This window comes from Crossiella sp. S99.2, from assembly GCF_023094165.1.
Classification (GTDB): domain Bacteria; phylum Actinomycetota; class Actinomycetes; order Mycobacteriales; family Pseudonocardiaceae; genus Crossiella.
Genome location: NZ_JALMDK010000024.1, coordinates 41,794 through 65,585 on the forward strand (window position 1 = coordinate 41,794; position 23,792 = coordinate 65,585).

Annotated in this window: 24 protein-coding genes; 15 read left to right on the top strand and 9 right to left on the bottom strand. The window is 70.4% G+C overall.

The window, feature by feature from the left end; genetic code table 11:
* Nucleotides 1-61: 61 nt before the first annotated feature.
* Entirely contained in the window at nt 62-1,261 is a 1,200-nt protein-coding gene (locus MZC64_RS45605) for an amino acid deaminase/aldolase (protein WP_247765911.1), read from the top strand.
* Here MZC64_RS45605 and MZC64_RS45610 read toward each other — a convergent pair.
* Nucleotides 1,258-1,872 (bottom strand): TetR family transcriptional regulator, encoded by a 615-nt coding sequence (locus MZC64_RS45610; protein WP_247765912.1) that lies wholly within the window; start codon nt 1,870-1,872, stop codon nt 1,258-1,260. The genes MZC64_RS45605 and MZC64_RS45610 overlap by 4 nt on opposite strands.
* A 129-nt stretch (nt 1,873-2,001) precedes the next feature.
* On the opposite strand from MZC64_RS45610, the gene MZC64_RS45615 reads away from it, so the two are divergent.
* The 4 genes from MZC64_RS45615 to MZC64_RS45630 all read left to right on the top strand — a co-directional run bounded on the left by MZC64_RS45615 (nt 2,002) and on the right by MZC64_RS45630 (nt 7,153).
* On the top strand, nt 2,002-3,306 hold the full coding sequence (locus MZC64_RS45615; RefSeq protein ID WP_247765913.1) for a GH1 family beta-glucosidase: 1,305 nt from the start codon (nt 2,002-2,004) through the stop codon (nt 3,304-3,306).
* Nucleotides 3,303-4,520, top strand: coding sequence for an MFS transporter (locus tag MZC64_RS45620; RefSeq protein WP_247765914.1), 1,218 nt, complete (start codon nt 3,303-3,305; stop codon nt 4,518-4,520). The genes MZC64_RS45615 and MZC64_RS45620 overlap by 4 nt, the downstream gene beginning before the upstream one ends.
* 114 nt (nt 4,521-4,634) lie before the next feature.
* Nucleotides 4,635-5,864 carry an MFS transporter gene (locus MZC64_RS45625; protein ID WP_247765915.1) on the top strand — a complete coding sequence of 410 codons (1,230 nt, stop codon included), beginning with the start codon at nt 4,635-4,637 and terminating at the stop codon, nt 5,862-5,864.
* A gap of 47 nt (nt 5,865-5,911) precedes the next feature.
* Nucleotides 5,912-7,153: an MFS transporter gene (locus MZC64_RS45630; protein WP_247765916.1), complete on the top strand. Its 1,242-nt coding sequence runs from the start codon at nt 5,912-5,914 to the stop codon at nt 7,151-7,153.
* A gap of 303 nt (nt 7,154-7,456) precedes the next feature.
* Here MZC64_RS45630 and MZC64_RS45635 read toward each other — a convergent pair whose 3' ends face one another.
* Entirely contained in the window at nt 7,457-7,774 is a 318-nt protein-coding gene (locus MZC64_RS45635) for a hypothetical protein (protein ID WP_185001051.1), read from the bottom strand.
* A 501-nt stretch (nt 7,775-8,275) separates the two neighbouring features.
* On the opposite strand from MZC64_RS45635, the gene MZC64_RS45640 reads away from it, so the two are divergent.
* From MZC64_RS45640 to MZC64_RS45650, 3 genes are all read left to right on the top strand, one after another.
* Nucleotides 8,276-9,676 carry a helix-turn-helix transcriptional regulator gene (locus MZC64_RS45640; protein WP_247765917.1) on the top strand — a complete coding sequence of 467 codons (1,401 nt, stop codon included), beginning with the start codon at nt 8,276-8,278 and terminating at the stop codon, nt 9,674-9,676.
* 1 nt (nt 9,677) lies between these two features.
* On the top strand, nt 9,678-10,589 hold the full coding sequence (locus MZC64_RS45645) for an aminoglycoside phosphotransferase family protein (protein ID WP_247765918.1): 912 nt from the start codon (nt 9,678-9,680) through the stop codon (nt 10,587-10,589).
* Nucleotides 10,590-10,899: 310 nt separating this feature from the next.
* Nucleotides 10,900-11,100: a hypothetical protein gene (locus MZC64_RS45650; RefSeq protein WP_247765919.1), complete on the top strand. Its 201-nt coding sequence runs from the start codon at nt 10,900-10,902 to the stop codon at nt 11,098-11,100.
* 23 nt (nt 11,101-11,123) lie between these two features.
* Here MZC64_RS45650 and MZC64_RS45655 read toward each other — a convergent pair whose 3' ends face one another.
* Genes MZC64_RS45655 through MZC64_RS45670 form a run of 4 tightly spaced genes read right to left on the bottom strand, consistent with a single transcriptional unit; the run spans nt 11,124 to nt 13,967 of the window.
* Nucleotides 11,124-12,134, bottom strand: a complete 1,011-nt coding sequence (locus tag MZC64_RS45655) for a CopD family protein (RefSeq protein WP_247765920.1) — start codon at nt 12,132-12,134, stop codon at nt 11,124-11,126.
* Nucleotides 12,131-12,670, bottom strand: a complete 540-nt coding sequence (locus tag MZC64_RS45660) for a copper resistance CopC family protein (protein WP_247765921.1) — start codon at nt 12,668-12,670, stop codon at nt 12,131-12,133. Before MZC64_RS45660 ends, MZC64_RS45655 begins: the two co-directional genes overlap by 4 nt.
* Entirely contained in the window at nt 12,667-13,386 is a 720-nt protein-coding gene (locus MZC64_RS45665) for a YcnI family protein (RefSeq protein ID WP_247765922.1), read from the bottom strand. Before MZC64_RS45665 ends, MZC64_RS45660 begins: the two co-directional genes overlap by 4 nt.
* Before the next feature lie 41 nt (nt 13,387-13,427).
* Nucleotides 13,428-13,967: a hypothetical protein gene (locus MZC64_RS45670; protein WP_247765923.1), complete on the bottom strand. Its 540-nt coding sequence runs from the start codon at nt 13,965-13,967 to the stop codon at nt 13,428-13,430.
* A gap of 152 nt (nt 13,968-14,119) precedes the next feature.
* On the opposite strand from MZC64_RS45670, the gene MZC64_RS45675 reads away from it, so the two are divergent.
* The 6 genes from MZC64_RS45675 to MZC64_RS45700 all read left to right on the top strand — a co-directional run bounded on the left by MZC64_RS45675 (nt 14,120) and on the right by MZC64_RS45700 (nt 19,830).
* Nucleotides 14,120-15,871, top strand: a complete 1,752-nt coding sequence (locus MZC64_RS45675) for a BCCT family transporter (protein ID WP_374205904.1) — start codon at nt 14,120-14,122, stop codon at nt 15,869-15,871.
* Nucleotides 15,868-16,515 (top strand): ABC transporter permease, encoded by a 648-nt coding sequence (locus tag MZC64_RS45680; protein ID WP_247765924.1) that lies wholly within the window; start codon nt 15,868-15,870, stop codon nt 16,513-16,515. The genes MZC64_RS45675 and MZC64_RS45680 overlap by 4 nt, the downstream gene beginning before the upstream one ends.
* Nucleotides 16,508-17,659 carry an ABC transporter ATP-binding protein gene (locus tag MZC64_RS45685; protein ID WP_247765925.1) on the top strand — a complete coding sequence of 384 codons (1,152 nt, stop codon included), beginning with the start codon at nt 16,508-16,510 and terminating at the stop codon, nt 17,657-17,659. Before MZC64_RS45680 ends, MZC64_RS45685 begins: the two co-directional genes overlap by 8 nt.
* Nucleotides 17,656-18,402, top strand: a complete 747-nt coding sequence (locus MZC64_RS45690) for an ABC transporter permease (RefSeq protein WP_247765926.1) — start codon at nt 17,656-17,658, stop codon at nt 18,400-18,402. Before MZC64_RS45685 ends, MZC64_RS45690 begins: the two co-directional genes overlap by 4 nt.
* Nucleotides 18,399-19,376, top strand: coding sequence for a glycine betaine ABC transporter substrate-binding protein (locus MZC64_RS45695; protein WP_374205906.1), 978 nt, complete (start codon nt 18,399-18,401; stop codon nt 19,374-19,376). The genes MZC64_RS45690 and MZC64_RS45695 overlap by 4 nt, the downstream gene beginning before the upstream one ends.
* A gap of 109 nt (nt 19,377-19,485) precedes the next feature.
* Nucleotides 19,486-19,830 (top strand): hypothetical protein, encoded by a 345-nt coding sequence (locus MZC64_RS45700; protein WP_247765928.1) that lies wholly within the window; start codon nt 19,486-19,488, stop codon nt 19,828-19,830.
* On the opposite strand, the gene MZC64_RS45705 is transcribed toward MZC64_RS45700, so the two are convergent.
* Nucleotides 19,831-20,268 carry a DUF6474 family protein gene (locus MZC64_RS45705; protein ID WP_247765929.1) on the bottom strand — a complete coding sequence of 146 codons (438 nt, stop codon included), beginning with the start codon at nt 20,266-20,268 and terminating at the stop codon, nt 19,831-19,833. It lies immediately after the preceding gene.
* Nucleotides 20,269-20,378: 110 nt separating this feature from the next.
* Here MZC64_RS45705 and MZC64_RS45710 point away from each other — a divergent pair, with 110 nt between their 5' ends.
* Entirely contained in the window at nt 20,379-22,019 is a 1,641-nt protein-coding gene (locus tag MZC64_RS45710; protein WP_247765930.1) for a TM0106 family RecB-like putative nuclease, read from the top strand.
* A gap of 34 nt (nt 22,020-22,053) precedes the next feature.
* Here MZC64_RS45710 and MZC64_RS45715 read toward each other — a convergent pair whose 3' ends face one another.
* Together MZC64_RS45715 and MZC64_RS45720 are read right to left on the bottom strand one after the other, a co-directional pair.
* A complete protein-coding gene (locus MZC64_RS45715) occupies nt 22,054-22,809 on the bottom strand; it encodes an SDR family NAD(P)-dependent oxidoreductase (RefSeq protein WP_247765931.1) in 756 nt (251 codons plus the stop codon).
* Between the two features lie 20 nt (nt 22,810-22,829).
* Nucleotides 22,830-23,792: an aldo/keto reductase gene (locus MZC64_RS45720; protein ID WP_247765932.1), complete on the bottom strand. Its 963-nt coding sequence runs from the start codon at nt 23,790-23,792 to the stop codon at nt 22,830-22,832.

The window sequence follows — 23,792 nt, forward strand, 5'->3', positions numbered from 1 at the left end:
ATGTTGGTGAACGTACGTGAAGAGGTTTCACCTTTCAAGGTTTTCGGCTTACCGTTGCAGTGTGCTCGCCACGCAGACCAGGTCCCGCTTCGACGCCGCGACCGCGCATCTCGACCCGCCACTGGCCGCGGTCGACCTCGCGGCGTTCCACAGCAATGCCGCCGAGCTGGTCCGCCGTGCGCACGGCAGGCCGATCCGGCTGGCCAGCAAGTCGGTGCGGGTGCGCGAGCTGCTCAAGCTCGCGCTCGCCGATCCGGGCTACGCCGGTCTCATGTGCTACTCCCTCAACGAGGCGCTGTGGCTGCACGGCGCGGGGGTGAGTGACGACCTGCTCATCGGCTACCCGACCGTCGACCGCGCCGCGCTGCAGAAGCTGGCCGCCGACGACGGGGCCCGGGCCGCGATCACGCTGATGATCGACGATCCCGCGCACCTGGACCTGATCACCGAGGTGCTCGGGCCCGGCCACCCGGAGATCCGGGTCTGCCTGGAACTGGACGCCTCCTGGCGACCGCTCTCCGGCGCGGTGCACGTCGGGGTCCGGCGCTCGCCGGTGCACACCCCGGCGCAGGCCCGATCACTGGCGGTGGAGGTCGTGCGCAGGCCGGGGTTCGCGCTGGTCGGGATCATGTCCTACGAGGCCCAGGTGGCAGGGCTCGGGAACAAGCCGATCGGCAGGCCGGTGCGCGGGCTCGCGGTGCGCTGGATGCAGAAGCAGTCGCTGGCCGAACTGGCCGAGCGGCGCGCGCTGGCGGTGGCCGCGGTGCGCTCGGTGGCCGAGCTGGAGTTCGTCAACGGCGGCGGCACCGGCAGCCTGGAGCGGACCGCGGCCGAGGACGCGGTCACCGAGCTGACCGCCGGGTCCGGCCTGCTCGCGCCCACCCTGTTCGACAACTACGAGCACCTGCACCTGCGGCCGGCCGCGTTGTTTGCGCTGCCGGTGGTGCGCAGGCCGACTAGGGACACCGCCACCGTTTTCGCCGGGGGCTACCTCGCCTCCGGACCGGTGGGCCCGGACCGGGTGCCGGTTCCCTATCTGCCCAGGGGCCTCAAGCTCAACGCGATGGAGGGCGCGGGCGAGGTGCAGACCCCGCTGGTCGGCAAGGCCGCCGACGGGCTGGCCATCGGCGACCGGGTCTGGTTCCGGCACGCCAAGGCCGGCGAGCTGGCCGAGCGCTTCACCGAGTTCCACCTGATCGACGGCGATCAGGTCAGCCTGAGCGCGCCCACCTACCGCGGCGAGGGCCGGGCTTTCGGTTAGCGGATCCGGCTGCCCAGGTAGTCCCGGACCAGCGCCTTGGCCTCGGCGACCACCCTCGGGTCGCCGTCGGGGTCGTGCCGGAAAGCCAGGTGCAGCACCGCGTCCGCGGCCTCGATGGCCACCGCCATGGGCAGCTGGACTTCGCTGAGCGGAAGCCCGAACCGCTCGGTGATCAGCTGCGCCAGCCGGTCGGCGATCACCGTGTTGTTGTCCTTGCCGTCATCGAGCAGCCGCACGTCCACCGCGTCGCCGAAGTGCACCTTGCGGAAGCCGGGCACCTCGCGGTGCATGGCGATGTAGACGTCGAAGGCCCGGTCCACCACATCCCACCAGTGCGCCAGCTCGACCTCGGCCAGGCGTTCGAGCACCTTGCTGAGGAAGCGGTCCAGGTTGCGCATGGTCAGCGCCTGCACCACGGCCCGCTTGTCCGGGAAGAACTGGTAGAGCGAGCCGACCGCGACGCCGGCGCGTTCGGCGATCAGGGTGGTGGTGACCCCGTCATAGCCCAGTTCGGCGACCAGTTCGGCGCAGGCGTCCAGCATCCGTTCGACCCGCTGCGCGCTGCGCTGCTGGACCGGGCGGCGCCGGAGCGGGGTGAGATCTGCTGACACGGGCGGCTCCCTGGGGCATTCGGCGGCGGACAGGCGTCCATTCTGGCGTGATCGACAGCGATGCTCTTTCGTGTGAACCGCGACACGCCTAAGATGCGAATCGGATTCACATTAGCCTGAGGAGGCTCGGTGACCTTTCCCGATGGCTTCGTGTGGGGGGTTGCCACCTCCGCGTACCAGATCGAGGGTGCCGTAACCGCGGGCGGCCGTGGGCTCTCCACCTGGGACACCTTCAGTGCGACGGCCGGAAAAACCCGGTCGGGTGAGACCGGCGAGGTGGCCTGCGACCACTACCACCGGTATCCGGAGGACATCGCGCTCATGCGCGAGCTGGGCCTGGACAGCTACCGGTTCTCCTTCGCCTGGCCGCGGATCCAGCCGGACGGGCGCACGCTCAGCCGGGAGGGCCTCGGCTTCTACGACCGGCTGATCGACACCTTGTGCGATCACGGCATCGCGCCGATGGCCACGCTCTACCACTGGGACACCCCGCAGGTGCTTGAGGACGAGGGCGGCTGGCTCAACCGGGACATCGCCGCCCGCTTCGCCGACTACGCCGCGGTGCTGGCCGATGCCTTCGCCGACCGGGTCGCGATGTGGGTGCCACTCAACGAGCCCGCGATGATCACGTTGCTGGGCTATGGCATGGGCCAGCACGCGCCCGGCCAGACCCTGCTCTTCGACGCGCTGCCCACCGCACACCACCAGCTGCTCGCGCACGGGCTCGCGGTGCGGGCGCTGCGCGCGGGCGGGGCGAACTCGATCGGCACCGCGAACAACCACACCCCGGTCTGGGCCGCGGACGACCGTCCGGAGACGCTGGCCGCGGCCGCCGCCTACGACGCCCTGCACAACGGCCTGTTCGCCGACCCGATCCTGCTCGGCACCGTGCCGGAACACCTGCCAGGGCTGGAAATCCCGGCCGAGGACCTGCGGATCATCAGTGAGCCGCTCGACTTCTACGGGGTCAACTACTACAACCCCACCCGGATCGGCGCCCCCTCCGAGGGCAACCCGCTGCCCTTCGACCTGGGCGACATCCCCGAGCACCCGGCCACGCTGATGGGCTCGCCGATCGTGCCGGACGGGTTGCGCGAACTGCTCGTCCAGCTGCGGAAGCGGTACGACACCGCGCTGCCGCCGGTCTACATCACCGAGAACGGCGCGAGCTTCGCCGAGGACCTGGTCGACGGCCAGGTGCACGACCAGCCGCGGATCGACTTCCTGACCGGGCACCTGGCCGCGCTGTCCCAGGCCATCGAGGCCGGGGTGGACGTGCGCGGTTATTACGTGTGGAGCCTGCTGGACAACTTCGAGTGGGCCGAGGGCTACGGCCAGCCGTTCGGGCTGGTGCACGTGGACTTCGCCACCCAGCAGCGCACCCGCAAGGACTCCTTCCACTGGCTGCGGGAGCAGCTCGGGAAGCGGGGATGACCACGCTCGCGCCCCGGCGGCGGGTCGGCGGCGGCTGGATCGGCCTGCTCACCCTGGCCAACGTCGGGGTGTGGGCGGCCTTTTTCGGACCGCTCAACCTGCTGCTCGGCCAGCAGGCCGCGCTGTTTTCGCCTGACCACAAGGAAACCGTGCTCGCGCTGGTCACCGGCCTTGGCGCGGCGGTGTCGGTGGTGGCCAACCCACTGGCCGGGGCACTGTCCGACCGCACCAGGGGGCGGTTCGGGCGACGGCACCCGTGGACCGTGGGTGGCGCGCTGGCCGGCGCCGCCGCGCTCGTCCTGCTCGCCGGCGCGAACAGCGTGCTGACCATGGCGATCGGCTGGTGCCTGGTGCAGGCCGCGGTGAACGTGGCGCTGGCCGCGCTGACCGCCGAGGTGCCCGACCACGTGCCGGTGGATCAGCGTGGCGTGGTCGGCGGCTGGGTCGGCCTGGCCCAGATGCTGGGCGTGCTCGGCGGCACCGCGCTGGCCACCGCGATCGGCGGGATCCAATGGGGTTACCTCGGATGTGCGACGTTGCTCGTCGCCGCGGTGCTGCCGTTCGTCGTGCGCAGCCGGGATCCCGGCGTGGCGCCGGAGCCTGGAGTTCGGCCGGGCCGAACTCTGGCCCGGTTCTGGGTCTCGCCGCGGGCGCACCCGGACTTCGCCTGGGCCTGGCTGACCCGGTTCCTGCTCAACCTCGGCAACGCCTTCGGCACCCTCTACCTGCTGTTCTTCCTCACCGACGCGGTCCGGCACCCCGATCCGAGCACCGGCGTGCTGATCCTGACCTCGATCTACGGGGTGAGCATGGTGGCCACCACGGTGCTGGCCGGCCGTTGGTCGGACCGGGTGGGGCGACGAAAGGTCTTCGTCACCGCGGCCTCGGTGGTGATGGCCGCCGCGCTGGCGGTGCTGGTGCTCTGGCCGGTGTGGCCCGCGGTGCTCCTCGGCACCGTGGTGCTGGGCCTGGGCTTCGGCGTCTACACCTCGGTGGACTTCGCCCTGCTCACCGAGGTGTTGCCGGCCGCGGAGGACCGGGCCAAGGACCTCGGCATGATCAACATCGCCTCGGCGCTGCCGCAGGTGCTGGCCCCGGCGGTGGCCGCGCCCGTGCTGGCCTACCTGGGCGGCTACCCCGCCCTGTACGGGCTGGCAGCCCTGGTGACTCTGGTCGGCGGGCTACTGGTGAGCCGGATCCGCGGCGTGGCGTGACAACCAGGTAACCATTCTGCCCCTCCCACTACAGATTCCTTGTTCTGCCTGTTCACAAGCCTGGTGGACTCTTACTGTGCCCCGGTCAGCGCAGTCAGTACTGGGGGGCCACCCATGACAATCACCGCACCGGAACGATTGCTGGAACCCGATCGCCGGGTCGGTCCGGTCTGGATCGGCTCGCTCACCGCGGCCACGCTCGGCATGTGGATCGTCTACTTCGGACCGACCGTGCTGTTGCTGCCGATCCAGGCCGCGCACGCCGCGCCGGAGGACAAGGAGAACAGCCTCGGGCTGATCACCGGGGTGGGCGCGCTGGTGCTGATGGTCGCGCACATCCTCTTCGGCCTGGCCTCCGACCGCACCACCTCCAGATTCGGCCCGCGCAAGCCGTGGATCGTCGGCGGCGTGGCCGTCTCCACGGTCAGCATGCTGCTGCTCAGCCAGCAGGACACGGTCACCGGCCTGCTGGTGGGCTGGTGCCTGGTGCAGCTCGGCTCGGCCGCGATCTTCTGCGGACTGCTCGCCGCCATGCCCGACCACGTGCCCAGCAGCCAGCGCGGCCTGATCAGCGGACTGGTCGGGCTGGCCCAGGCCGGCGGTTCGCTGGTCGGCAGCATGGTCATCTCGATCACCACCGACCCGCTCACCGGCTACGGGCTCTGCGCGGTGCTGCAGATCCTGGCCGTGCTGCCGTTCCTGCTGCTCAACCGGGACCCGGTGCTGCCGCCGGGACGCCGTCCGGTGCTGCGGTCGCTGTGGATCTCCCCGCGCAGGCACCGCGACTTCATGTGGGCCATCGCCAGCCAGTTTCTGATCACCATCAGCTTCGTGCTGGGCAGCCTCTACACGCTGTTCTACCTCGCCGACGTGATCAAGTACGAGGACCCGGTGGCCGGCACCGCGACGGTCTCCATCATCACCACCGTCGGCACCCTGTGCGCGGCCGCCGTCTTCGGCCACATCTCCGACCGGCTCGGCAAGCGCAAGATCTTCGCGGTGGTGGCCGGGGTGATCATGGCGGTGTCCGCGGGGATGCTGGTGGTCAACCCGACCTGGGAGCTGTTCCTGCTCAGTTCGGTGCTGCTCGGCGTCGGCCTCGGCATGGCCAACTCGGTGGACCTGGCCATTGCCAGCGAGGTGCTGCCCAGCGCGGACGACCGGGCCAAGGACCTGGGCGTGAACAACATCAGCAAGTCGTTGCCCCAGTTCATCGCGCCTGCGATGGCGGCGCCGCTGCTCACCGGCGCGGACGGCTCCGGCTACTCGATGATCTTCCTGATGGCCGCGGTGTGCGCGCTGCTCGGCGGGCTGCTCACTCTCAAGATTCGAACTGTCAGGTAGCGGAAGATGGCTGTCCGTGTCGAGGCGGGCTCGTTAGCGTCGCCGGCATGACGATGACGGTGCCGGACGCGTTGGCCGAACCGGTCGAGCGGGTGCGCGGTGGCTGGATCGCCGCGCTCACCCTGGCCGTGCTCGGGGTGTGGGCGGTTCACTTCGGGCCGGTGCAGGTGCTGCTGCTGGTGCAGGCCCAGCAGTTCGCGCCGGCGGACAAGCAGGCGTTGTTCGGACTGACCGCGGCGGTCGGCGGGGTGGTCAGCATGGTCACCACCATCCTGGTCGGCTTCGCCTCCGACCGGACCGGTTCCCGGTTCGGCAGGCGGCGGCCGTGGGTGGTGGCCGGGGCCGGGCTCGGCGCGCTCAGCCTGGCGCTGCTCGGCCTGGCCGAGGGTCCGGTACTGATGATCGTGGCCTGGTGCGGGGTGCAGATCGCCTTCGGCGGCATGCTCGCCGCGCTGCTGGCCTCGATCTCCGACCGGGTGCCGGTGTCCCAGCGCGGGCTGGTCGGCGGCTGGGTCGGCTTCGGCCAGACCGTCGGCGCCCTGGTCGGCGTGCTGCTGGTGAACGTGGTCAAACCGGCCACGCCCGGCTACTTCGCGCTGGCCGGTCTGCTGCTGGTCTGCGCGATCCCGTTCGCACTGCGCACCACCGAGGCGGTGCTCCGCCCGGAGCAGCGGCCGGCCGGCGGGCTCGGCCAGATGCTGCGCGGGTTCTACGTCTCACCGCGGCGGCACCCGGACTTCGCCTGGGCGATGCTCAACCGGCTGCTGATGAACCTCGGCTTCGTGCTGGCCACCCTCTACACGCTCTACATCCTGCAGGACGCGATCCGCAGGCCGGACTCGCACGCGGACCTGTTGCTGCTCAACGTGCTGAACGCGGTGATCATGGTGCCGGCCGCGGTGTACTTCGGCGGCCTGTCCGACCGCAGGGGCGGGCGGCGCAGGTTCATCTTCTGGGCCGGGCTGGCGGTCGCGGTGTCCTCGATCGTCCTGGTCCCACTGCTGAACTGGCCGATGATGCTGGTCAGCTCGGTGATCCTGGCCGCAGCCTTCGGCGCCTACCTCGCGGTGTCCACCGCCCTGGTCACCGAGGTGCTGCCGACCGCGCAGGACCGGGCCAAGGACCTCGGCATCGTCAACCTCACCCACGGCCTGCCGCAGGTGCTGGCCCCGCTGCTGGCCACGCCGATCATCACCGGGTTCGGCGGCTACCCCGCGTTGTTCGTGGTTTCCGCCGCGCTGACGTTGATCGGCTCATTCCTGATCTTCAAAATTCGCGCGGTGGCCTGACAACTTTCACTCAAAAGAGCGAAAGTCCGGAAATTCGAAACCCCTCGGATGGTCTGCGCGGGAGGGGCAGACCACCCGAGGGGTGGCTTTGGAATCCGCGGACCGGTGCCGGTCGGGGGGAGGGGAGTGCTACAGCACCGGCCCGCGGAAGTCTTTGTTTAGTTTTCAATTTGAGCTGGCACGGCGGTCCGGCCCGGAGCGGTCGGGGGTTCGCCCGGCCCGGACCACCGGCCACATGACGGCTGCCGCGGCTGACCCGGTTCGGGGAAGAGCCCGAGGGCCGCGAGAGACGTCAGTCCCGGGTCAGGACACCTTCGCGGAACGAAGATGCCTGGCCGGACGTGGAGCGAGGCCACCGGCCACGAGGTGTTCATACGCCGCGCGCCACACCGAACACGGTGCCTTCTGCTGGCGCCAGCGGGTCGAACACTCGGGGCAGTTGCCGCGGTCATCGGGTTCGTGAGCAGCGAGCATCGCGCGCCAGCCCTCAGTGAGCCTGGGCAGCTCGGAACGCGCGACGGACAGCAGGGACGGGGCGTCAGCGCGGTTGGCCAGCTCGGTAAGCATGTCGAGCCGTTCCCAGACCGCGTTGCGCAGCACCTGACCCAGAATCTCGTCCACCTGACGTCACCGTCACCTTCCCGCCTGGTCGGCGGCCTCGCGCAGAGCTGTCTTGAGCTGGCCAACCTGTCCAGCCGACAGCACTGCGGTCTCGCCGGGAGGCCCGACGAGGAGAACCCTGTCTCGGTCAACGAGCACGGTCAGGAACTGACGCCGGTTCACCGAGTCGCGGCAGCTGACTCGCCACCACCGCCGGTCGCCCGTGCTCTGCCACGGCGCCGGGAGCTGCCCAATGGGGGCTGCTCCGTCGCCGGTGGCAACGCTGGGTGACTCGGTCAACGCCACGGTTCCGACTTCCCTCCGTGCTCGATCCCTTACCGAAACTAAGATTGGGCCGAGTCGAACCAGAACGGGGAGTTTCAGCGCCGATCGGTGTAAGTGACACGGTGAGCGGTAGGCCAAGTTCAGTCGGGCCGATCAGCCTCACCGATGGGGACTTCACCACCGCCGGGAACTGCCCTTACTCTGCGGTTGACGCCCAGCGGACCGTAAGGGGGCGCAATGGACACCATCGGATCCCAGCCACCGCTCGTTACTCCAGACACGTGGGAGCAACGGGAGATGCGGGACGCCTTGGCAGCCCGGGACATCAGCACGGTGTACCGGCTTCTTCGCCGAGTGGGGGTGTCACAGCGCCAGATCGCGGCCAGCACCGGGCAGTCACAGTCAGAGGTGTCGGAGATCCTCAAGGGCCGCCAGGTCATGGCATATGACGTGCTTGCCCGGATCGCTGACGGGCTCCAAGTTCCGCGTGGCTACATGGGCCTCGCCTACGACGGAGCCACCGCAGTCCGGGTGGTCGGCATCGCCGACGACCCCTTGTCCGAGGAGGATGAGTCGGTGAAGCGGAGGAGGTTCCTTCAGCACGCCGCTTCGGTGACCATGGGGGTGGTGAGCATGCCCGGGGATCCCGGGCAGTGGATCACTTCCGTGGCACAGACCCCGGCCAGGGAGAAGATCGGCAAGACCGATGTGATGCAGGTCGAGGCCGCGACCAAGGCATTGCGCGCACTGGACTACCAGTACGGCGGCGGCACCTGCCGGGACGCGGTGATCGCCCAGCTGTCCTGGGCCGAGCAGCTGTTGCGCGCGGACGCGATCGACCCGGTGCGCCGCCGATTGCGGCTGGCCCTGGCCGATCTGCACAGCCTGGCCGGCTGGACCTCGTTCGACACCGGCATGCTGGACCCGGCGCGCAACCACTTCGGCAAGGCGCTGGAATACGCCAAGCAGTGCGAGAAGAACGACCTGGTGGCCAACATCCTGTACCGGATGGGCCGGGTCTACCTGCACTACGACGAGCCCAACGACGCGCTCAAGCTGTTCCAGCTGGGCCAGCTCGCCGCGCAGGATTCCGGTTCCGCGCTGACGGTGGCCGTGCTGTGCGCCAACGAAGCCTGGGCCTACGCGATGATGGGCATGCGCGAGCAGGCGATGAAGATGGTCGGCCGGACCAAGGACGAGTTCGCCCGCGCCGACTTCGACCACGCGCCGGAGTGGGTGCGCTTCTTCACCGTCAACGACCTGCACGGGATGATCGGCTCGGTGCACCACTCGCTGGCAGGCAACGACGACTTTCGGGCCAAGCACGCGCCGCTGGCAGTGGCCGAGCTGGTCAAGTGCACCCAGGGCTACGAGTCGGACATGAAGCGGACGCACGTGTTCGGGCTGAGCATGCTGGCGGCCAACCACATCCGCTCCGGCGATGTCGGCGAGGGCCTGCGAGTCGGCCGGGTCGCCTACTCCATGGGCGAGGGCGTGAACTCGGTCCGGGTGGCCGACCGCATGATCGACATCCAGCAGGAATCGGAGCGGTACAAGCACATCGCCGAGGCCAAGGACCTGGCCGAGGAGGTCCGCCAGTTTCGGATTCGTACCGGATCCCCGCAGAAACGACCATGACGTGAACGTTCGGGTTCGCCCCGACGCGGACGGACGGTACAGCCGTGCCAAGCTCCGGACCGCCCTCGGGGAGATCTGCGACGCCGCCGGGCTGGACCCGGGCGGCGCGCGGCTGATCCGTTTTGTCAACAACGCGGTGTTCCACCTGCTGGCGCACCCGGTGGTGGTGCGCATCGTGCTGTCGCCCTCGCTGCGCTACCGGGCGGACAACGTGGTGCGCGCGGCGAGCTGGCTGGCCGAGCACGAGGTGCCCGCGGTCCGCCTGCTGCCGGGCGTGCCGCAGCCGCTGCACGTCAACGGGCACGTGGCCACGCTCTGGCAGGCGGTGCCCGAGGTGGGGCAGGCCACCGGGCTGGAGCTGGCCCAGCTGCTCAAACGATTGCACGCACTGCCCGCACCCCCCGACCATCTCGCCAGGTGGGAACCGCTGGGCGATGTGCGGCGACGGCTGGCCGATGCCGAGGAGCTGGACCCGGAGGACCGCGAGTTCCTGGCCAACCGGTGCACCGAGCTGGAAGCCGAGCTGGCGGCGCTGGAGTACCACCTGCCGCAGGGCGTCATCCACGGCGACGCGCACGTGGGCAACGTGATCAGCACGCCGATCGGCCCGCTGCTGTGCGACCTGGACTCGGTCTGCTTCGGCCCGCGCGAGTGGGACCTGACCCCGCTGGCCGTGGGCAAGCTGCGCTTCCGGCACACGGGTGACCGGTATCGGCAACTCTCCAGGGCTTATGGCTTCGATGTCACGAAGTGGCCAGGCTTCCCGGTGCTACGCCAGGTGCGCGAGCTGAAGCTGACCACCGGCGTCCTTTCGATCCTGCGCAGTAACCCGGATGTACGAACGGAGCTGGCCAAACGGCTGCAGTCCTTCCGTTCGGGTGACACCCGGGCCCGCTGGACCCCGCATCGTTGACCCGAACGGCCGCGTCACCTGGCACCTGCTGGGGTATACAGCTCGCCGCGATCCTCCTTCAGAATGAGTCGATCGGTAACGCAATCCTTCTCTAGGACGACATAAGGACGTCAACGGAACGTCAAGACTCTCAGTGTGGTCACTCTGGGTGGCAGCGATGTTCGTTCTGCGAACTCTTGCTGGGTGCGATCGCGAAGGGCGGAGAAACGTGTTGAGCTTCTCCACAAAAAGCAAGGCGCGTCTGCGCGGCCGGAAGGCCCTGCGAGCCGCGGAGATGTTGGATGAGGTCGTCGACAGCCAGCTTCCGTTGGTGACCGAGCTGTCCGAGACCAGTCGTCGGCGTTCGGCCGACTACCTGTCCGAGCTGGTGATGCTCGCGCAGGACTACCGCCACTACGCGGCAGGCTGGATCGACCATGAGGAACTCCAGCGCCGGGGCAACGCCGCGGTGGCCAGGCTGGAACAGCTCAGCCAGGAGCGCCGGGCCGCCGCGCTCACCGAACAGGAATGACGTCGCGCTGGAACTGACATGACCTAGCTGAGCGAGGCCCTGGCCAAGGCCGCGGCCAGGCCGATCGCCAGCGCCATCACCAGCAGTTCCAGCGAGATCCACAGGGTCACCGGGGCCGCCCGGTGGCGAATGATCGCGGGCATCAGCCGGAACCGCAGCCAGCCGCCGAGTCCGGCGAGCACCAGCAGCGCGGCCGTCTTGGTCAGCACCACCCAGCCGTAACCGGTGCCGAACAGGGCGGCCGCCCAGCTGATCCCTGGGCGGCCGGTGAGCTGGACGACGGCGTTGACCACGCCGCTGACCGCGACCGCCCCCAGGCAGACGGTGCCGATCGCGGCGAACCGCGGCAGCGCCTCGGCCAGCAGGCCGCGATGCGGCACGACCAGGAAGAACATCGCGCCCAGGCCGCCGGCCCAGCCCGCCGCGGCCATCACGTGCACGCTCATCGACAGCAGTGCCAGCTCGTGGTTGGCCGCGGACGCGGAGTGCCCGGTGAGGGCGAGCGGGATCTGGCCGAGCATGGCCACCAGCACCGGCAGCTCGGCAGGCGGCCGGGGACCCGCGCGCAGGCCGAGGCCGTGCAGCACGGTGTAGCCCAGTGCGCAGGCGGCGGCGACCAGCAAGGCCCGGCCGGCGCCGACGGTGGCCGCGTAGTCCAGCAGCGCGGCGCCGTCCAGGCCGAGTCCGGCCGGGGCGAGTTCGGCGGCCTGCACCCAGAGCAGCAGCACCGCGGCCATCGCCCAGACCGCGCCGAGCACCAGGCCGATCCGGTGCGCCCGGACCAGCACCGGCCGGGTCCGGGTGGTCCGCCCGCCGCGCAGCAGCAACGGCAGCATGGCCAGTCCGACCGCGGCCACCGCACCCACGTCCACGGCCAGCCGCAACGCGGGCAGACCCAGCCGGACCACCGCTCCCGGTGCTGGCACCCCGGGCGCCGGGGCGGCCGCGGTGAGCAGGGAACCGATCGTGGTTCCGACTGCCGCGGTCGCCGCCAGCCCGAGGAGCAGCGGGATGGTGGTCCGGCTTGTGGTCATGCCTTCTTGGTGGGTTTCGCCAGCACCAGGGCTACCGCCACCCCGGCGATGAGCAGCACGGCCGCGCCGACGATCCACAGCCACACCGGTGTGCCGGTCGAGCCCTCGGCCTGGGCGGTGGTGCTGCCCTCGGCCTGTGGGCTCAATGTCGCCGTGGTCGGGGTGCCGTTACCGGCCTTGGTCAGGGTGAACGGGACCGCGCCGGTCACCGGGTGCCCGTCCGCGGACAGGATCCGGTAGCCGATGGTGTAGTCCCCGGCCGGGCCCAGCGGCAGCAGCGCCGCGGTGACCACCGAGCCGGACACCTTGGGTGTGCCGCCCTCCCAGCGGGTGCCGTTCGGCCCGGTCACGGTGATCGTGTTGAAGCCGTCCTGCACCTCCTGGTCGAACTTCAGCATCACCTCCGCCGGACCGGCCTCCACCTGGGACTTGGCCTTGGGGTTGCTGTCGGAGAGCACGTTGTGCGCGAAGGCGGGGGCCGCCGAACCGAGCAGGGCGGCCCCGGCGATCACCAGGGTGGCGAGCAGGCGCCTCATGCGGCCGACCGCCTGCCCCGGAGGATCGCGCCCACGCCGAAGCCGAGGCCGAGCGCGCCCACGGCCAGGCCGGCGCCGCCGAGCCAGCGGGCCGCGGTGTCGGTGCCCGCGGCGGCCGCGTCCTTGTGCCCGTCGGTCTTGGCCACGGCGCTGGCCGTGGCGGCCCCGCCGTGGCCGTGCGCGTCACCGGCGGCGGCGGTCAGCTTCAGCGCCGGCGCCGGGTGGTCCGGCTCCTGGCCGTTGGCCGCGGGCGGGGCGTCCCACTTCACGACCTTGCCGTCGTCGTAGGTCTGGGTGGCGGGCAGCAGCAGCTGGTCGGTGTTGGTGGGCAGCTTGCCGAGGGAGACCTCGAACTCGGCGAACTCGTCCGGGTTGATCCGCACGCCCTGATCCGCCTGCCAGGTGATCGTGCTGACCACGTCCTTCTCGCCGTTCTTCACCTTGGTCACCGACGCCTTCCAGCCGGGCACGGCCTTGGTGCGCACCGAGGTGAGCGGGAAGTCCTTGGGCAGGTTGACCTCAAGCTTCACCGTGCCCGCGGTCGCGGACTCGTTGGGCACCCGGAAGGCGACCTTGGTGTAGCTGCCCTTGGCGGCCTCGCCGGGCTGGACGCTGACGTGGGCCGAGGCCAGGCCCGCGGTGACCAGGGCCGCGGCCGAGGTCAAGGTCACGATCGCGCCTGCGCGCAGCAGGGCGCGGTGTCGGGAAGTCGACATATCTCCTGATTTCTTCACTGCTGTGGGGAGGGTGGGCTGCCTTAACTGGAGAACGCGGGCGGTCCGCGCCGGGTTCGGAGGCGGCTCAACAGCAGTTCGAGCAGGAGCGGAGCCGGACCGCCGAGGATGGCGAGCCGGGGGGAGGTGGACACGGGCAGCGGGACCGGTCGGCGGCGCGCCACCACCCCGAGGGCGGCGAACAGCGCGAACAACGCGGACTCGGCGTTGACCAGCAGGAACGCCGTAGCGAGGGCAGCAAGGACGTGCGCCAGGGTCATCAGCGCCGGATCGGCGAGGCCGGGGCCGGCGTGGCCGTGTTCGGTGAGGTCGAAGAGCACGTGTTGCACGCACTGGGCCAGGCCGAGGACGAGCAGGATACCGGGCAAGCCACGGCGGCGGCCGGCCAGCGCAGTGCCCGCGGCGGCCACAATCAGGGTGAGCAACACGGTCAGCACACCGTCGTCGACCTGACCGCCCGCCAGGCCGTGCGCGGCTCCGCTGAGCGCGGAACTGCACAAAGCGAGCACACTGCCCCTGAGTACGCGGACTGCTCCGCGTACCGGGTCCAGGGTTGTGCGCACCAGGAGAGCGTACGGCGCAGCGCAATGTCACTACTTCGCTACAGAATGCGGCACAGGTTTACGGCGTTACTCCGAACGGGTAACGGTGAAACGCAGGAATCGGTAGCCGTTCCCGTTCGTGAAGGAGGAGGCGCTCTCGGGCGCCGAACACCGTGACGACTGACGACCACCTCACCTCGGGTCCCGCTGCTACTGGTGGTACCCCGGTCAACCCTGATCAATCCACCCAACTTCCCGGCGAGCCACTCGCCGAACGCCCGGCCCGGCTCGACCCGGTGGTCTTCGGGGTCGCCGCGGTCATCGCGCTGGCCTTCATCGCCTGGGGCGTTGCCGACAGCCAGGGCCTGGGCAGCGCGGCCAAGGCGGCGCTGAACTGGCTCATCACCAACGCCGGCTGGGCCTTCGTGCTGGCCGCCTCCGGTTTTGTGGTGTTCGCGCTGTGGCTGGCGGCCAGCCGCTACGGCAAGATCCCGCTCGGCCAGGACGGTGAGGAACCGGAGTTCCGGACCTCCTCCTGGGTGGCCATGATGTTCAGCGCGGGCATGGGCATCGGCCTGATGTTCTACGGGGTCAGCGAGCCGCTGGCGCACTTCGTCAAACCGCCGCCGGGCACGGTCGCCCCGGCCACCGACGAAGCCCTTGAGACCGCGATGTCCACCACTCTGTTCCACTGGACCGTGCACCCGTGGGCGATCTACGCGGTGGTCGGCCTGGCCATCGCCTACGGCAGCTTCCGGCGTGGCAGGCGTCAGCTGATCAGCGCGGTGTTCGCCCCGCTGTTCGGCCGCCGCCAAGCCGAGGGGCCGCTGGGCAAGACCATCGACATCCTGGCCATCTTCGCCACCCTGTTCGGCTCGGCCACCTCGCTCGGCCTTGGCGCGCTGCAGATCGGGCGCGGCATGCACGAGGTGGGCTGGCTGGGCCAGGCGGGCACCACCCTGCTGGTGGTGATCATCGTGGTGCTGACCATCGCGTTCATCGCCTCGGCGGTCTCCGGCGTGGCCAAGGGCATCCAGTGGCTGTCCAACATCAACATGGTGCTGGCGGGCGTGCTCGCGCTGTTCCTGTTCGTGGTCGGCCCGACCGTGCTGATCCTCAACCTGGTGCCCACCTCGATCGGCCACTACTTCGCCGACCTGGCGGAGATGTCCGCGCGCACCGCCGCGACCGGCGGCGACGCGATGAACACCTGGCTGACCGGGTGGACGGTCTTCTACTGGGCCTGGTGGATCTCCTGGACGCCGTTCGTGGGCATGTTCGTGGCCCGGATCAGCCGCGGCCGCACCATCCGGCAGTTCATCACCGGCGTGATCCTGGTGCCCAGCCTGGTCAGCCTGGTGTGGTTCTCCGTGCTCGGCGGCACCGCGCTCAACCTGCAGCGCAACGGGGTCGACCTGGCGGGCGCGGCCGGGCAGGAAGCCCAGCTTTTCGGCGTGCTCAAACAGTTCCCGCTGGCCGGGGTGGCCAGTGTGATCGTGATGCTGCTGGTGGCGATCTTCTTCGTCTCCGGCGCGGACGCGGCCTCGATCGTGATGGGCACGCTGTCCCAGCGCGGGTCGATCGCGCCGAAGAAATCCGTGGTGATCTTCTGGGGCGCGCTGACCGGCGCGGTGGCCGCGGTGATGCTCACCGTGGGCGGGCAGAACGCGCTCAGCGGGCTGCAACAACTCACCATCATCGCCGCGGTGCCCTTCACCGTGGTCATGGTGCTGATGTGCGTCTCGCTGGCCAAGGACCTGCGGCAGGACCCGATGATCCGGCGGGAGAACAAGGGCGTCGAGGTGGTCGAGGCCGCGGTGATCAGCGGCACCGAGCAGTACGGCCATGACTTCCAGCTGGAGGTCAGCCCTGGCAACGGAAACGGCAACGGTCACGACGACACCCCGGTGAGCGGCAAGCCGTGAGTTTCTGGGAGTTCGTCACCGCCCGCTGGGAGTCGCTGCTGCTGGACTCCTCGCTGCACGCGAGCGTGGTGGTGCAGTGCACGCTGATCGCCACCGCGCTCGGCGTGCTGCTCGGGGTGGCGGTGTATCACAGCCGGCTGGGCTCGGCCATCGCCACCGCGCTGACCAGCGCGATCCTCACCATCCCGTCCTTCGCGCTGCTCGGGTTGCTGATCCCGGTGCTGGGCCTTGGCGTGGCGCCGACGGTGACCGCGCTGGTGCTGTACGCGCTGCTGCCGATCGTGCGCAACACCATCGTCGGCATGTCCGGGGTGGACCCGGCGGTGGTGGACGCGGCCCGTGGCATCGGGATGGCCCGGTGGCGGGTGCTCACCCTGGTCGAGCTGCGGCTGGCCTGGCCGACCATCCTCACCGGCATGCGGGTCAGCGCCCAGCTGCTGATGGGCATCGCCGCGATCGCCGCCTACGCCAAGGGCCCCGGCCTGGGCAACCTCATCTTCAGCGGGCTGACCAGGGTGGGCAGCGCGAACGCGATCAACTCGGCGCTGGCCGGGACACTGGGCGTCATCGTGCTGGCGCTGCTGCTCGACGGCGTGTTCCTGATCATCGGCCGGCTGACCACCTCCAGGGGGATCCGTGTCTGAGCACAGCAAGGTCAGCGGCGTCGAGATCGAGCTGACCGAGGTCACCAAGCGTTATTCCGGGCAGAAGGCAGCGGCGGTGGAGTCGGTGTCGATGACCATCCCGGCCGGGGAGACGGTGGTCTTCGTCGGGCCCTCCGGGTGCGGCAAGACCACCACCATGAAGATGATCAACCGGCTGATCGAACCGACCAGCGGGCGGATCACCATCGGCGGGCAGGACGCGCTGGGGCTGGACCCGGACGAGCTGCGGCGGCGGATCGGTTACGCCATCCAGCAGGCCGGGCTGTTCCCGCACCTGACCGTGGCGCAGAACGTTGGCATGGTGCCTGGCCTGCTGAAATGGGAGAAGAAACGGGTCGCGGACCGGGTCGAGGAAATGCTCGACCTGGTCGGGCTGGACCCGGGCGAGTTCGCCGACCGGTACCCGCGGCAGCTCTCCGGCGGGCAGCAGCAGCGGGTCGGGGTGGCCAGGGCGCTGGCCGCGGACCCGCCGGTGCTGCTGATGGACGAGCCCTTCGGCGCGGTGGACCCGATCACCAGGGGAAACCTGCAGGACGAGCTGCTCCGGCTGCAGGCCGAACTGGGCAAGACGATCGTGTTCGTCACGCACGACTTCGACGAGGCGGTCAAGCTCGGCGACCGGATCGCGGTGCTCGGTGAGCGGTCCCGGATCCTGCAGTACGACACTCCGGAGGCCATCCTGGCCAACCCGGCCGATGACACGGTGGCCGGTTTTGTCGGCGCCGGCGCCTCGCTCAAGCAGCTCACCCTGCGCCGGGTGCGCGAGGTGGAACTGTCCGAGGTGCCCACCGCCGGGGCCGGTGATTCAGCGGCTGAGCTGGCCGAACGGCTCGGCAGGCGGCGCGGCGCGGTCGGCCTGGTGCTGGACAACCGGCGCCGGCCGCTGCGCTGGGTGACCCCACCGGACCTGACCACCGGGTTCGCCCTGGACCGGGCAGGGCGCGCGGTGGAGGACACCGTGGCGATGGCCTCCACCCTGCACGACGCGCTGGAGGCGGTGCTCACCGACGACGACGGGCTGGCCGTGGTGACCGGCTCCCGCGGCGAGTACATCGGCGTGGTCACCATGGACACGCTGATGGCCGCGGTGCGGGCGATGCGCGATGAGCTGGAGACGGCGTGAGTTCGCCGGTCCGCCAGGCCGGACGCCTGCAGCTGTTCGCCGAACCCATCGCGGTGCTGCTGATCGTGGCCGCGGTGCTGGTGTGGGCCTTCACCGGTGAACTGGACTCGATCGAGCAGCGCAACATCACCTTCGCCAACATCCTCACCCTGACCTGGGAACACCTCCAGCTCACCGCGGCCATCTCGGTGATCGTGCTGCTGGCCGGCGTGCCACTGGGCGTGCTGGTCAGCCGCCGCTGGGCCCGGCACATCGCCCCGCTGGTGCTGGGCCTGGCCACCATCGGCCAGGCCGCGCCCGCGGTCGGTGTGCTGGTGCTGTTCTTCCTGCTCACCGGCCAGACCGGGTTCTGGATCGCGGTGCTGCCGATGGCGGTCTACGCGCTGCTCCCGGTGCTGCGCAACACCCTGGTCGGCCTGCAACAGGTGGACCGCACCCTGGTGGAGGCAGGCCGCGGCATCGGCATGTCCGCCTTCACCGTGCTCCGCCGGATCGAGTTCCCGCTGGCCATCCCGCACGTGCTGGCCGGCATGCGGACCGCGCTGGTGCTCGCGGTGGGCGTGGCCACGCTGGCCATGTTCGTCAACGGCGGCGGCCTCGGCTCGATGATCGACACCGGCTACAAGCTGCGCCGCACCTCGATCCTGGTGGTCGGCGCGGTGCTGGCGGCGGCATTGGCCCTGCTGGTGGACTGGCTGGGCGGCCTGGCCGAACGGCGACTCGGCCCGAAGGGACTTCGATGAGGAATCGTCCACTATGGACAGTCGCCCTGCTGATGACCGGCAGTCTGCTCGCGGGTTGCGGGCTTTCGGCGGGTGGAGCGCCGCCGCTTCACGTGAAACCGGGATCGATTCAGCCGGTGTCCGAACTGGCCGGGGTCGAGCTGACCGTGGGGTCCAAGGACTTCAGTGAGCAGCTGGTTCTGGCCTATCTGGCCGAATTCGCGCTGAGCGCGGCCGGGGCCAAGGTGCGGGACCTGTCCAACATCGCCGGGTCCAACAGCGGGCGGGACGCGCTGCTGACCGGGCAGGTCGACCTGATGTGGGAGTACACCGGCACCGGGTGGATCAGCTACCTCGGCAAGGAGGACCCGATCCCGGACGACGCCGCGCAGTTCGAGGCGGTGCGCAAGGAAGACCTGGCGCGCAACGGGATCGTGTGGAGCCTGATGGCGCCGCTGAACAACACCTACGCGTTCGCGATGAGTCGCAAGAACGCCGAGCGGCTGGGCATCCGGACCATGTCCGAGCTGGCGAAACTCATCAAGGAGAAGCCGCAGGAGGGGACCTTCTGCCTGGAGAGCGAGTTCGCCAGCCGCAACGACGGCATGCCGGGGGTGCAGAAGACCTACGGGTTCGAGCCGGCGCCGGGCAACATCAAACTGCTCGGCATCGGGCCGATCTACCAGGCCGTGGCCAACGGCGGGACCTGCAACTTCGGCGAAGTCTTCACCACCGACGGGCGGGTGCTGGCCCTTGACCTGGTGGTGCTGGCCGATGACCGGAACTTCTTCCCGCGCTACAACGCCTCGGTCACCCTGCGCAAGGAGACCGCGGGCGCGCACCCGCAGATCGCCGAGGTGCTGCGGCCGGTGGCGGCCAAGCTGACCAACGAGGTGGTGCTCAAGCTCAACGCCGAGGTCGACGTGGACGGCAGGGACCCGGCCGAGGTGGCCAGGGACTGGCTGGTGCGCGAGGGCTTCGTGCGGCTGCCCTGAGTAGAACTACGGAAGGCGACCTCAGGGTCGACTCGGGGGTTTGCCCCATGGTGACTGTCGGTACCCCAGGCCAGGATGGTCCCTGACGATCTTTCCGGGAGGGGATGTCATGCGGGGACTGGATTCGGTTCGGTATGTGCTGCTCGGTCACACCCTGGTGGCCTGGCTGACGGCTGGGGTGCTGTGGGCGGGGAGCGCGTTCGAGTTCCCGTTCGCCATGGCCACGGTGATGACCGGCGCGGTCGGGCTGGTGCTCGCGCTGCTGCTGCCCGGCTACTCCCAGCAGCTGCGCACCAGCGGGCTGTGGTTCACCGCGATCCTCATCCCGCTGAACCTGGCGCTGTCCGCACTCTCGGTGTCCGCGCTGGCCGGGGCGGTGCTCGCGGCGGTCGCCTTCACCCTGCTGCTGCGGCCGTTCCAGCTGCCGCTGCGCTACCGGCAGACCACCGCCTGATCAGACGCCCAGGTGGTGCAGCAGGTGGGACTCGAGCCGGTCGAGTTCGGTGGACACCGCGCGGTGCGCGGCCTTGCGCCGAGGGGTCGGCATCCGCTCGGCGGCCCGCACCACCGCGGCCAGTTCGACCAGCCGGGACTCGCCGTCCCTGGCGAAGGCCACGATCTCCTCGCTGGCGTTGACCCGAAGCTCGGTCAGCGCGTTGGCGATGCCGGCGATCCGGGCGTGCAGCGAACCACCGCGGCCGCTGTAGGTGGCCAGGTGCTCCACCGGGATGCCCAGCTTGCGGGCGCGCATCCGGTCGTAGCCGTCCCTGGCCGCCGCGGCGGCCTTGAGCGCGACCGGCGCGAGCAGTGGCAGCACCACCTTGCCGATGCCGATCAGGTGCTTGGCACGGGCGGGAGTCAGCTTGGGCAGTCCTCGCCGGATGCGGGCCATGCTCGTCAGCCTAGGCCGCTCGGGGGTTTCTTGGCGGTTCCGGCGCGCGAGCAGCCGAGATCAACCGGGTTGCCGACACGGAGCGCTCTCCGGCCACTTACCCTGCATGAGTGACGTCTGCGGTGCTACTTGATGCCGGGGTGGTGACCCGGTGCCGGCGCCGCGTGCACCTCGAACACGACCCGACCATGGTCAACTCGCCCAAGGCGCCGCCGGATCCGGCGGCCGAGCAGCGGATGAGCGACGCGGCCGCGCACCGGCGCGCGGTGGCCGACCGGTTGGCCCGGCAGGTGGGCGCGGAGTGGACCGAGGTGCCCGCTGGTGAGGGCCCGGCCGACCGGGAACGAATCACCACCGCGGTGCTGGGCGCCGGCGCCCGGTTCGTGTGGGGTGGTCTGCTGCCCTCGGACCGCTCCGGCGGGCGGCGCGGCGGCATCGACCTGCTGGTGCGGGACGGTAACGGTGGGTACATCCCGGTGCTGGTGGTCCGGCACAAGATCACCGACCCTGGCACCGGGGCGCGCACCACGCCGTTCGGCCAGCTCTACCCGGGCAGCGCCAGGGTCGACCCGATCCGCAAGGTCCGGCCGCAGCCCAGGGACCAGCTCCGGCTGGCGCACGCGCACCGGCTGCTGCAGGCCGCCGGACTGGCCGCGCGTGGCCGGGCGATGGGCGGGGTGATCGGCCTGGACGCCGATGTGGTGCTCTGGCACGACCTGGACGCGCCGACCTGGCCGAATGGCCGGACCGCGCTCAAGGAGTACGACGCTCGCTTCGCCGACCGGCTCGCGGTGGCGGCCGCGGCGGCCGGTGAGCGGGACGCGCTGGCCCGGCCGTCCCGGATCCTGGAGTGCCGCAGTTGCCCGTGGTGGCCGACCTGCGAGGCCGCGCTGATCGAGCGGCGGGACGTCAGCCTGGTGGTGCGCGGTGAGGACGCGGTGTCCCTGCGCGGCATCGGAGTGTCCACTGTGGACCAGCTGGCGGCCCAGGAGACCGCGGTGGAGGCGCCTGCGCAGATGGTGGGCATGCCCTTCGGCGACGCGGTGCTGCTGGCCAGGGCCTGGCTGCGCGGGGCCTCGCTGGTGCGCCGCGAGGAGCGGGTGCTGGTGCCCAGGGCCGATGTGGAACTGGACGTGGACATGGAGAGCTTCGGCGACGCCGGGGCCTACATGTGGGGCTGCCATCTCTCCGGCGCGGACATCGGCGAACCCCAGGGCTACCGGGCCTTCGTCACCTGGGATCCATTGCCCTGCGCGGACGAGGCGCGCTCCTTCGGCGAGTTCTGGTCCTATCTCACGCACGTGCGGCTGCGGGCCAGCGCGCGCGGGCTGAGCTTCCGGGCCTACTGCTACAACGAACTCGCGGAGAACCGGTGGATGCTCGGCTCGGCCGAGCGCTTCGCCGGGAAGCCGGACATCCCGACCCTGCAGACCGTGCAGGACTTCATCGGCTCGCCGCAGTGGGTGGACCTGTTCGGCATCGTGCGCGACCAGTTCCTGTGCGCCAAGGGCAAGGGGCTGAAGATGATCGCCCCGGCGGCCGGGTTCAGCTGGCGGGACCCGGAGGCCGGTGGCGAGAACTCGATGCGCTGGTACCGGGACGCGGTCGGCATGGACGGCGGCGAACCACTGCCCGACCAGCGGGAACGGCTGCTGGAGTACAACGAGGACGATGTCCGCGCGACCTGGACGCTGCGCCGCTGGATGGACTCGCCGGCGGTGTACGAACTGCCGTACGCCGGTGAGCTGTGACGGTGCGGCCGAGTAGCCGCACCGTCCACTCCGGCTAGCGGGGCGCCATCCGCAGCGAGCCGTCCATCCGGATGACCTCGCCGTTGAGGTAGTCGTGCTCGACGATCATGAGCGCGAGCTGGGCGTACTCCGCGGGCGTGCCCAGGCGCTTGGGGAAGGGCACCCCGGCGGACAGGCCGGCGCGGAACTCCTCGGTGACCCCGGCCAGCATCGGGGTGTCGATGATGCCGGGCGCGATGGTCATCACCCGGATGCCGAAGGTGGCCAGGTCGCGGGCCGCGGACAGGGTCAGGCCGACCACCCCGCCCTTGGAGGCGGCGTAGGCGATCTGGCCGATCTGGCCGTCGAAGGCGGCCACCGAGGCGGTGTTGACCACCACGCCGCGCTGCCCGTCCACGGCCTCGGTCTTGGCCATCGCGGCCGCGGCCAGTCGCAGCACGTTGAAGGTGCCGATCAGGTTGATCTCCACGACCTTGCGGAACAGGTCGTAGTCGTGCGGCTCGCCCTGCTTGTTGACGATCCGTCCGGCCCAGCCGACGCCGGCGCAGTTGACCACGGTGCGCAGCGGCGCGAACGCGGCGGCCTGCTCCACGGCGGCCTGGACCTGCGCCGCGTCGGTGACGTCGGCGGGCACGTAGGTGACGCCGTCGACCGCCTCGGCCTTCTCGATGCCCTGCGGCAGGTCCAGGGCGAAGACGTGGGCACCCTTGGCGGCCAGCGCGCGGCTGGTGGCCCCGCCGAGGCCGGACGCGCCACCGGTGACGATGGCAGCGGTGTCGGTGATCTGCATGCCGGGTAGGTTAGCCGTCGTTAACGTCGTCCTGGCGGGCAGATGGCGTCGATCTCAGTGAGGTCGGCCGCAGTGGGCGACCATTCCGCGGCGGTGGCGTTCTGCGCGACCTGTTCCGCGCTGGTCGCGCCGGCGATCACCGAGGCCACCGCGGGCTGCGCGGCCAGCCAGCCGATGGCCAGTTCCACCAGGCTCAGATCCCGCTCCTCGGCGAAGCGGCGCAGCCGGTCGATCCGGTCCCACGGCGCGTCCGCGAGCAGCCGGTCCCGGCCGGCCAGCCGACTGCCCTCCGGCGGCTTGGTGTCCCGCTCGTACTTGCCCGTGAGCAGGCCGTTGGCCAGCGGGAAGTACGGCAGCAGGCCCAGGCCGAAGCGCAGGCAGGCCGGGATGATCTCGCGTTCGGACTCGCGTTCCAGCAGCGAGTAGTGGTTCTCCGCGGACACCGGCGCGGTCAGGTTCGCGGTGCTCGCGCTCCAGGCCGCGTCCGCGATCTGCCAGCCGGCCAGGTTGCAGTGCCCGACGTAGCGGATCTTGCCCTCGTGCACCAGGTCGTCCAGCACCGACAGCGTCTCCTCCAGCGGAGTCTGCTGGTCCGGCCGGTGCAGCTGGTAGACGTCGATCCAGTCGGTGCCCAGCCGCCGCAGCGAGGACTCCACCGCACGCCGGACGTAGCGCCGGGAGCCGCGGGCGCCGAAGTCCGGCCCGTTGCCGCCCTGCATGTCCATGCCGAATTTGGTCGCGATCACCGCGTGCTCGCGCCGGCCGGAGAGGGCCTGTCCGAGCAGCTCCTCGCTGCGCCCGCGCGGGGCGCCGTAGACGTCGGCGACGTCGAAGAAGGTGATGCCCGCCTCCAGCGCGGCATCGACAACCGACCTGGAACCGGCCAGCGTCTCGGTGGCGGTCCCCGGCCGCCCGAGGTTGTTGCAGCCGAGCCCGACCGCGCTGACCACCAGCCCAGAATCACCCAACCGTCGTTGGTCCAC

Excerpts from the sequence above, each read along its gene's own strand:
- MZC64_RS45620 (WP_247765914.1), top strand. The coding sequence starts at position 3,303 with ATGACCACGCTCGCGCCCCGGCGGCGGGTCGGCGGCGGCTGGATCGGC.
- MZC64_RS45625 (WP_247765915.1), top strand. The coding sequence starts at position 4,635 with ATGACAATCACCGCACCGGAACGATTGCTGGAACCCGATCGCCGGGTC.
- MZC64_RS45630 (WP_247765916.1), top strand. The coding sequence starts at position 5,912 with ATGACGATGACGGTGCCGGACGCGTTGGCCGAACCGGTCGAGCGGGTG.
- MZC64_RS45640 (WP_247765917.1), top strand. The coding sequence starts at position 8,276 with ATGGACACCATCGGATCCCAGCCACCGCTCGTTACTCCAGACACGTGG.
- MZC64_RS45655 (WP_247765920.1), bottom strand. The coding sequence starts at position 12,134 with ATGACCACAAGCCGGACCACCATCCCGCTGCTCCTCGGGCTGGCGGCG.
- MZC64_RS45660 (WP_247765921.1), bottom strand. The coding sequence starts at position 12,670 with ATGAGGCGCCTGCTCGCCACCCTGGTGATCGCCGGGGCCGCCCTGCTC.
- MZC64_RS45665 (WP_247765922.1), bottom strand. The coding sequence starts at position 13,386 with ATGTCGACTTCCCGACACCGCGCCCTGCTGCGCGCAGGCGCGATCGTG.
- MZC64_RS45695 (WP_374205906.1), top strand. The coding sequence starts at position 18,399 with ATGAGGAATCGTCCACTATGGACAGTCGCCCTGCTGATGACCGGCAGT.
- MZC64_RS45700 (WP_247765928.1), top strand. The coding sequence starts at position 19,486 with ATGCGGGGACTGGATTCGGTTCGGTATGTGCTGCTCGGTCACACCCTG.
- MZC64_RS45705 (WP_247765929.1), bottom strand. The coding sequence starts at position 20,268 with ATGGCCCGCATCCGGCGAGGACTGCCCAAGCTGACTCCCGCCCGTGCC.
- MZC64_RS45715 (WP_247765931.1), bottom strand. The coding sequence starts at position 22,809 with ATGCAGATCACCGACACCGCTGCCATCGTCACCGGTGGCGCGTCCGGC.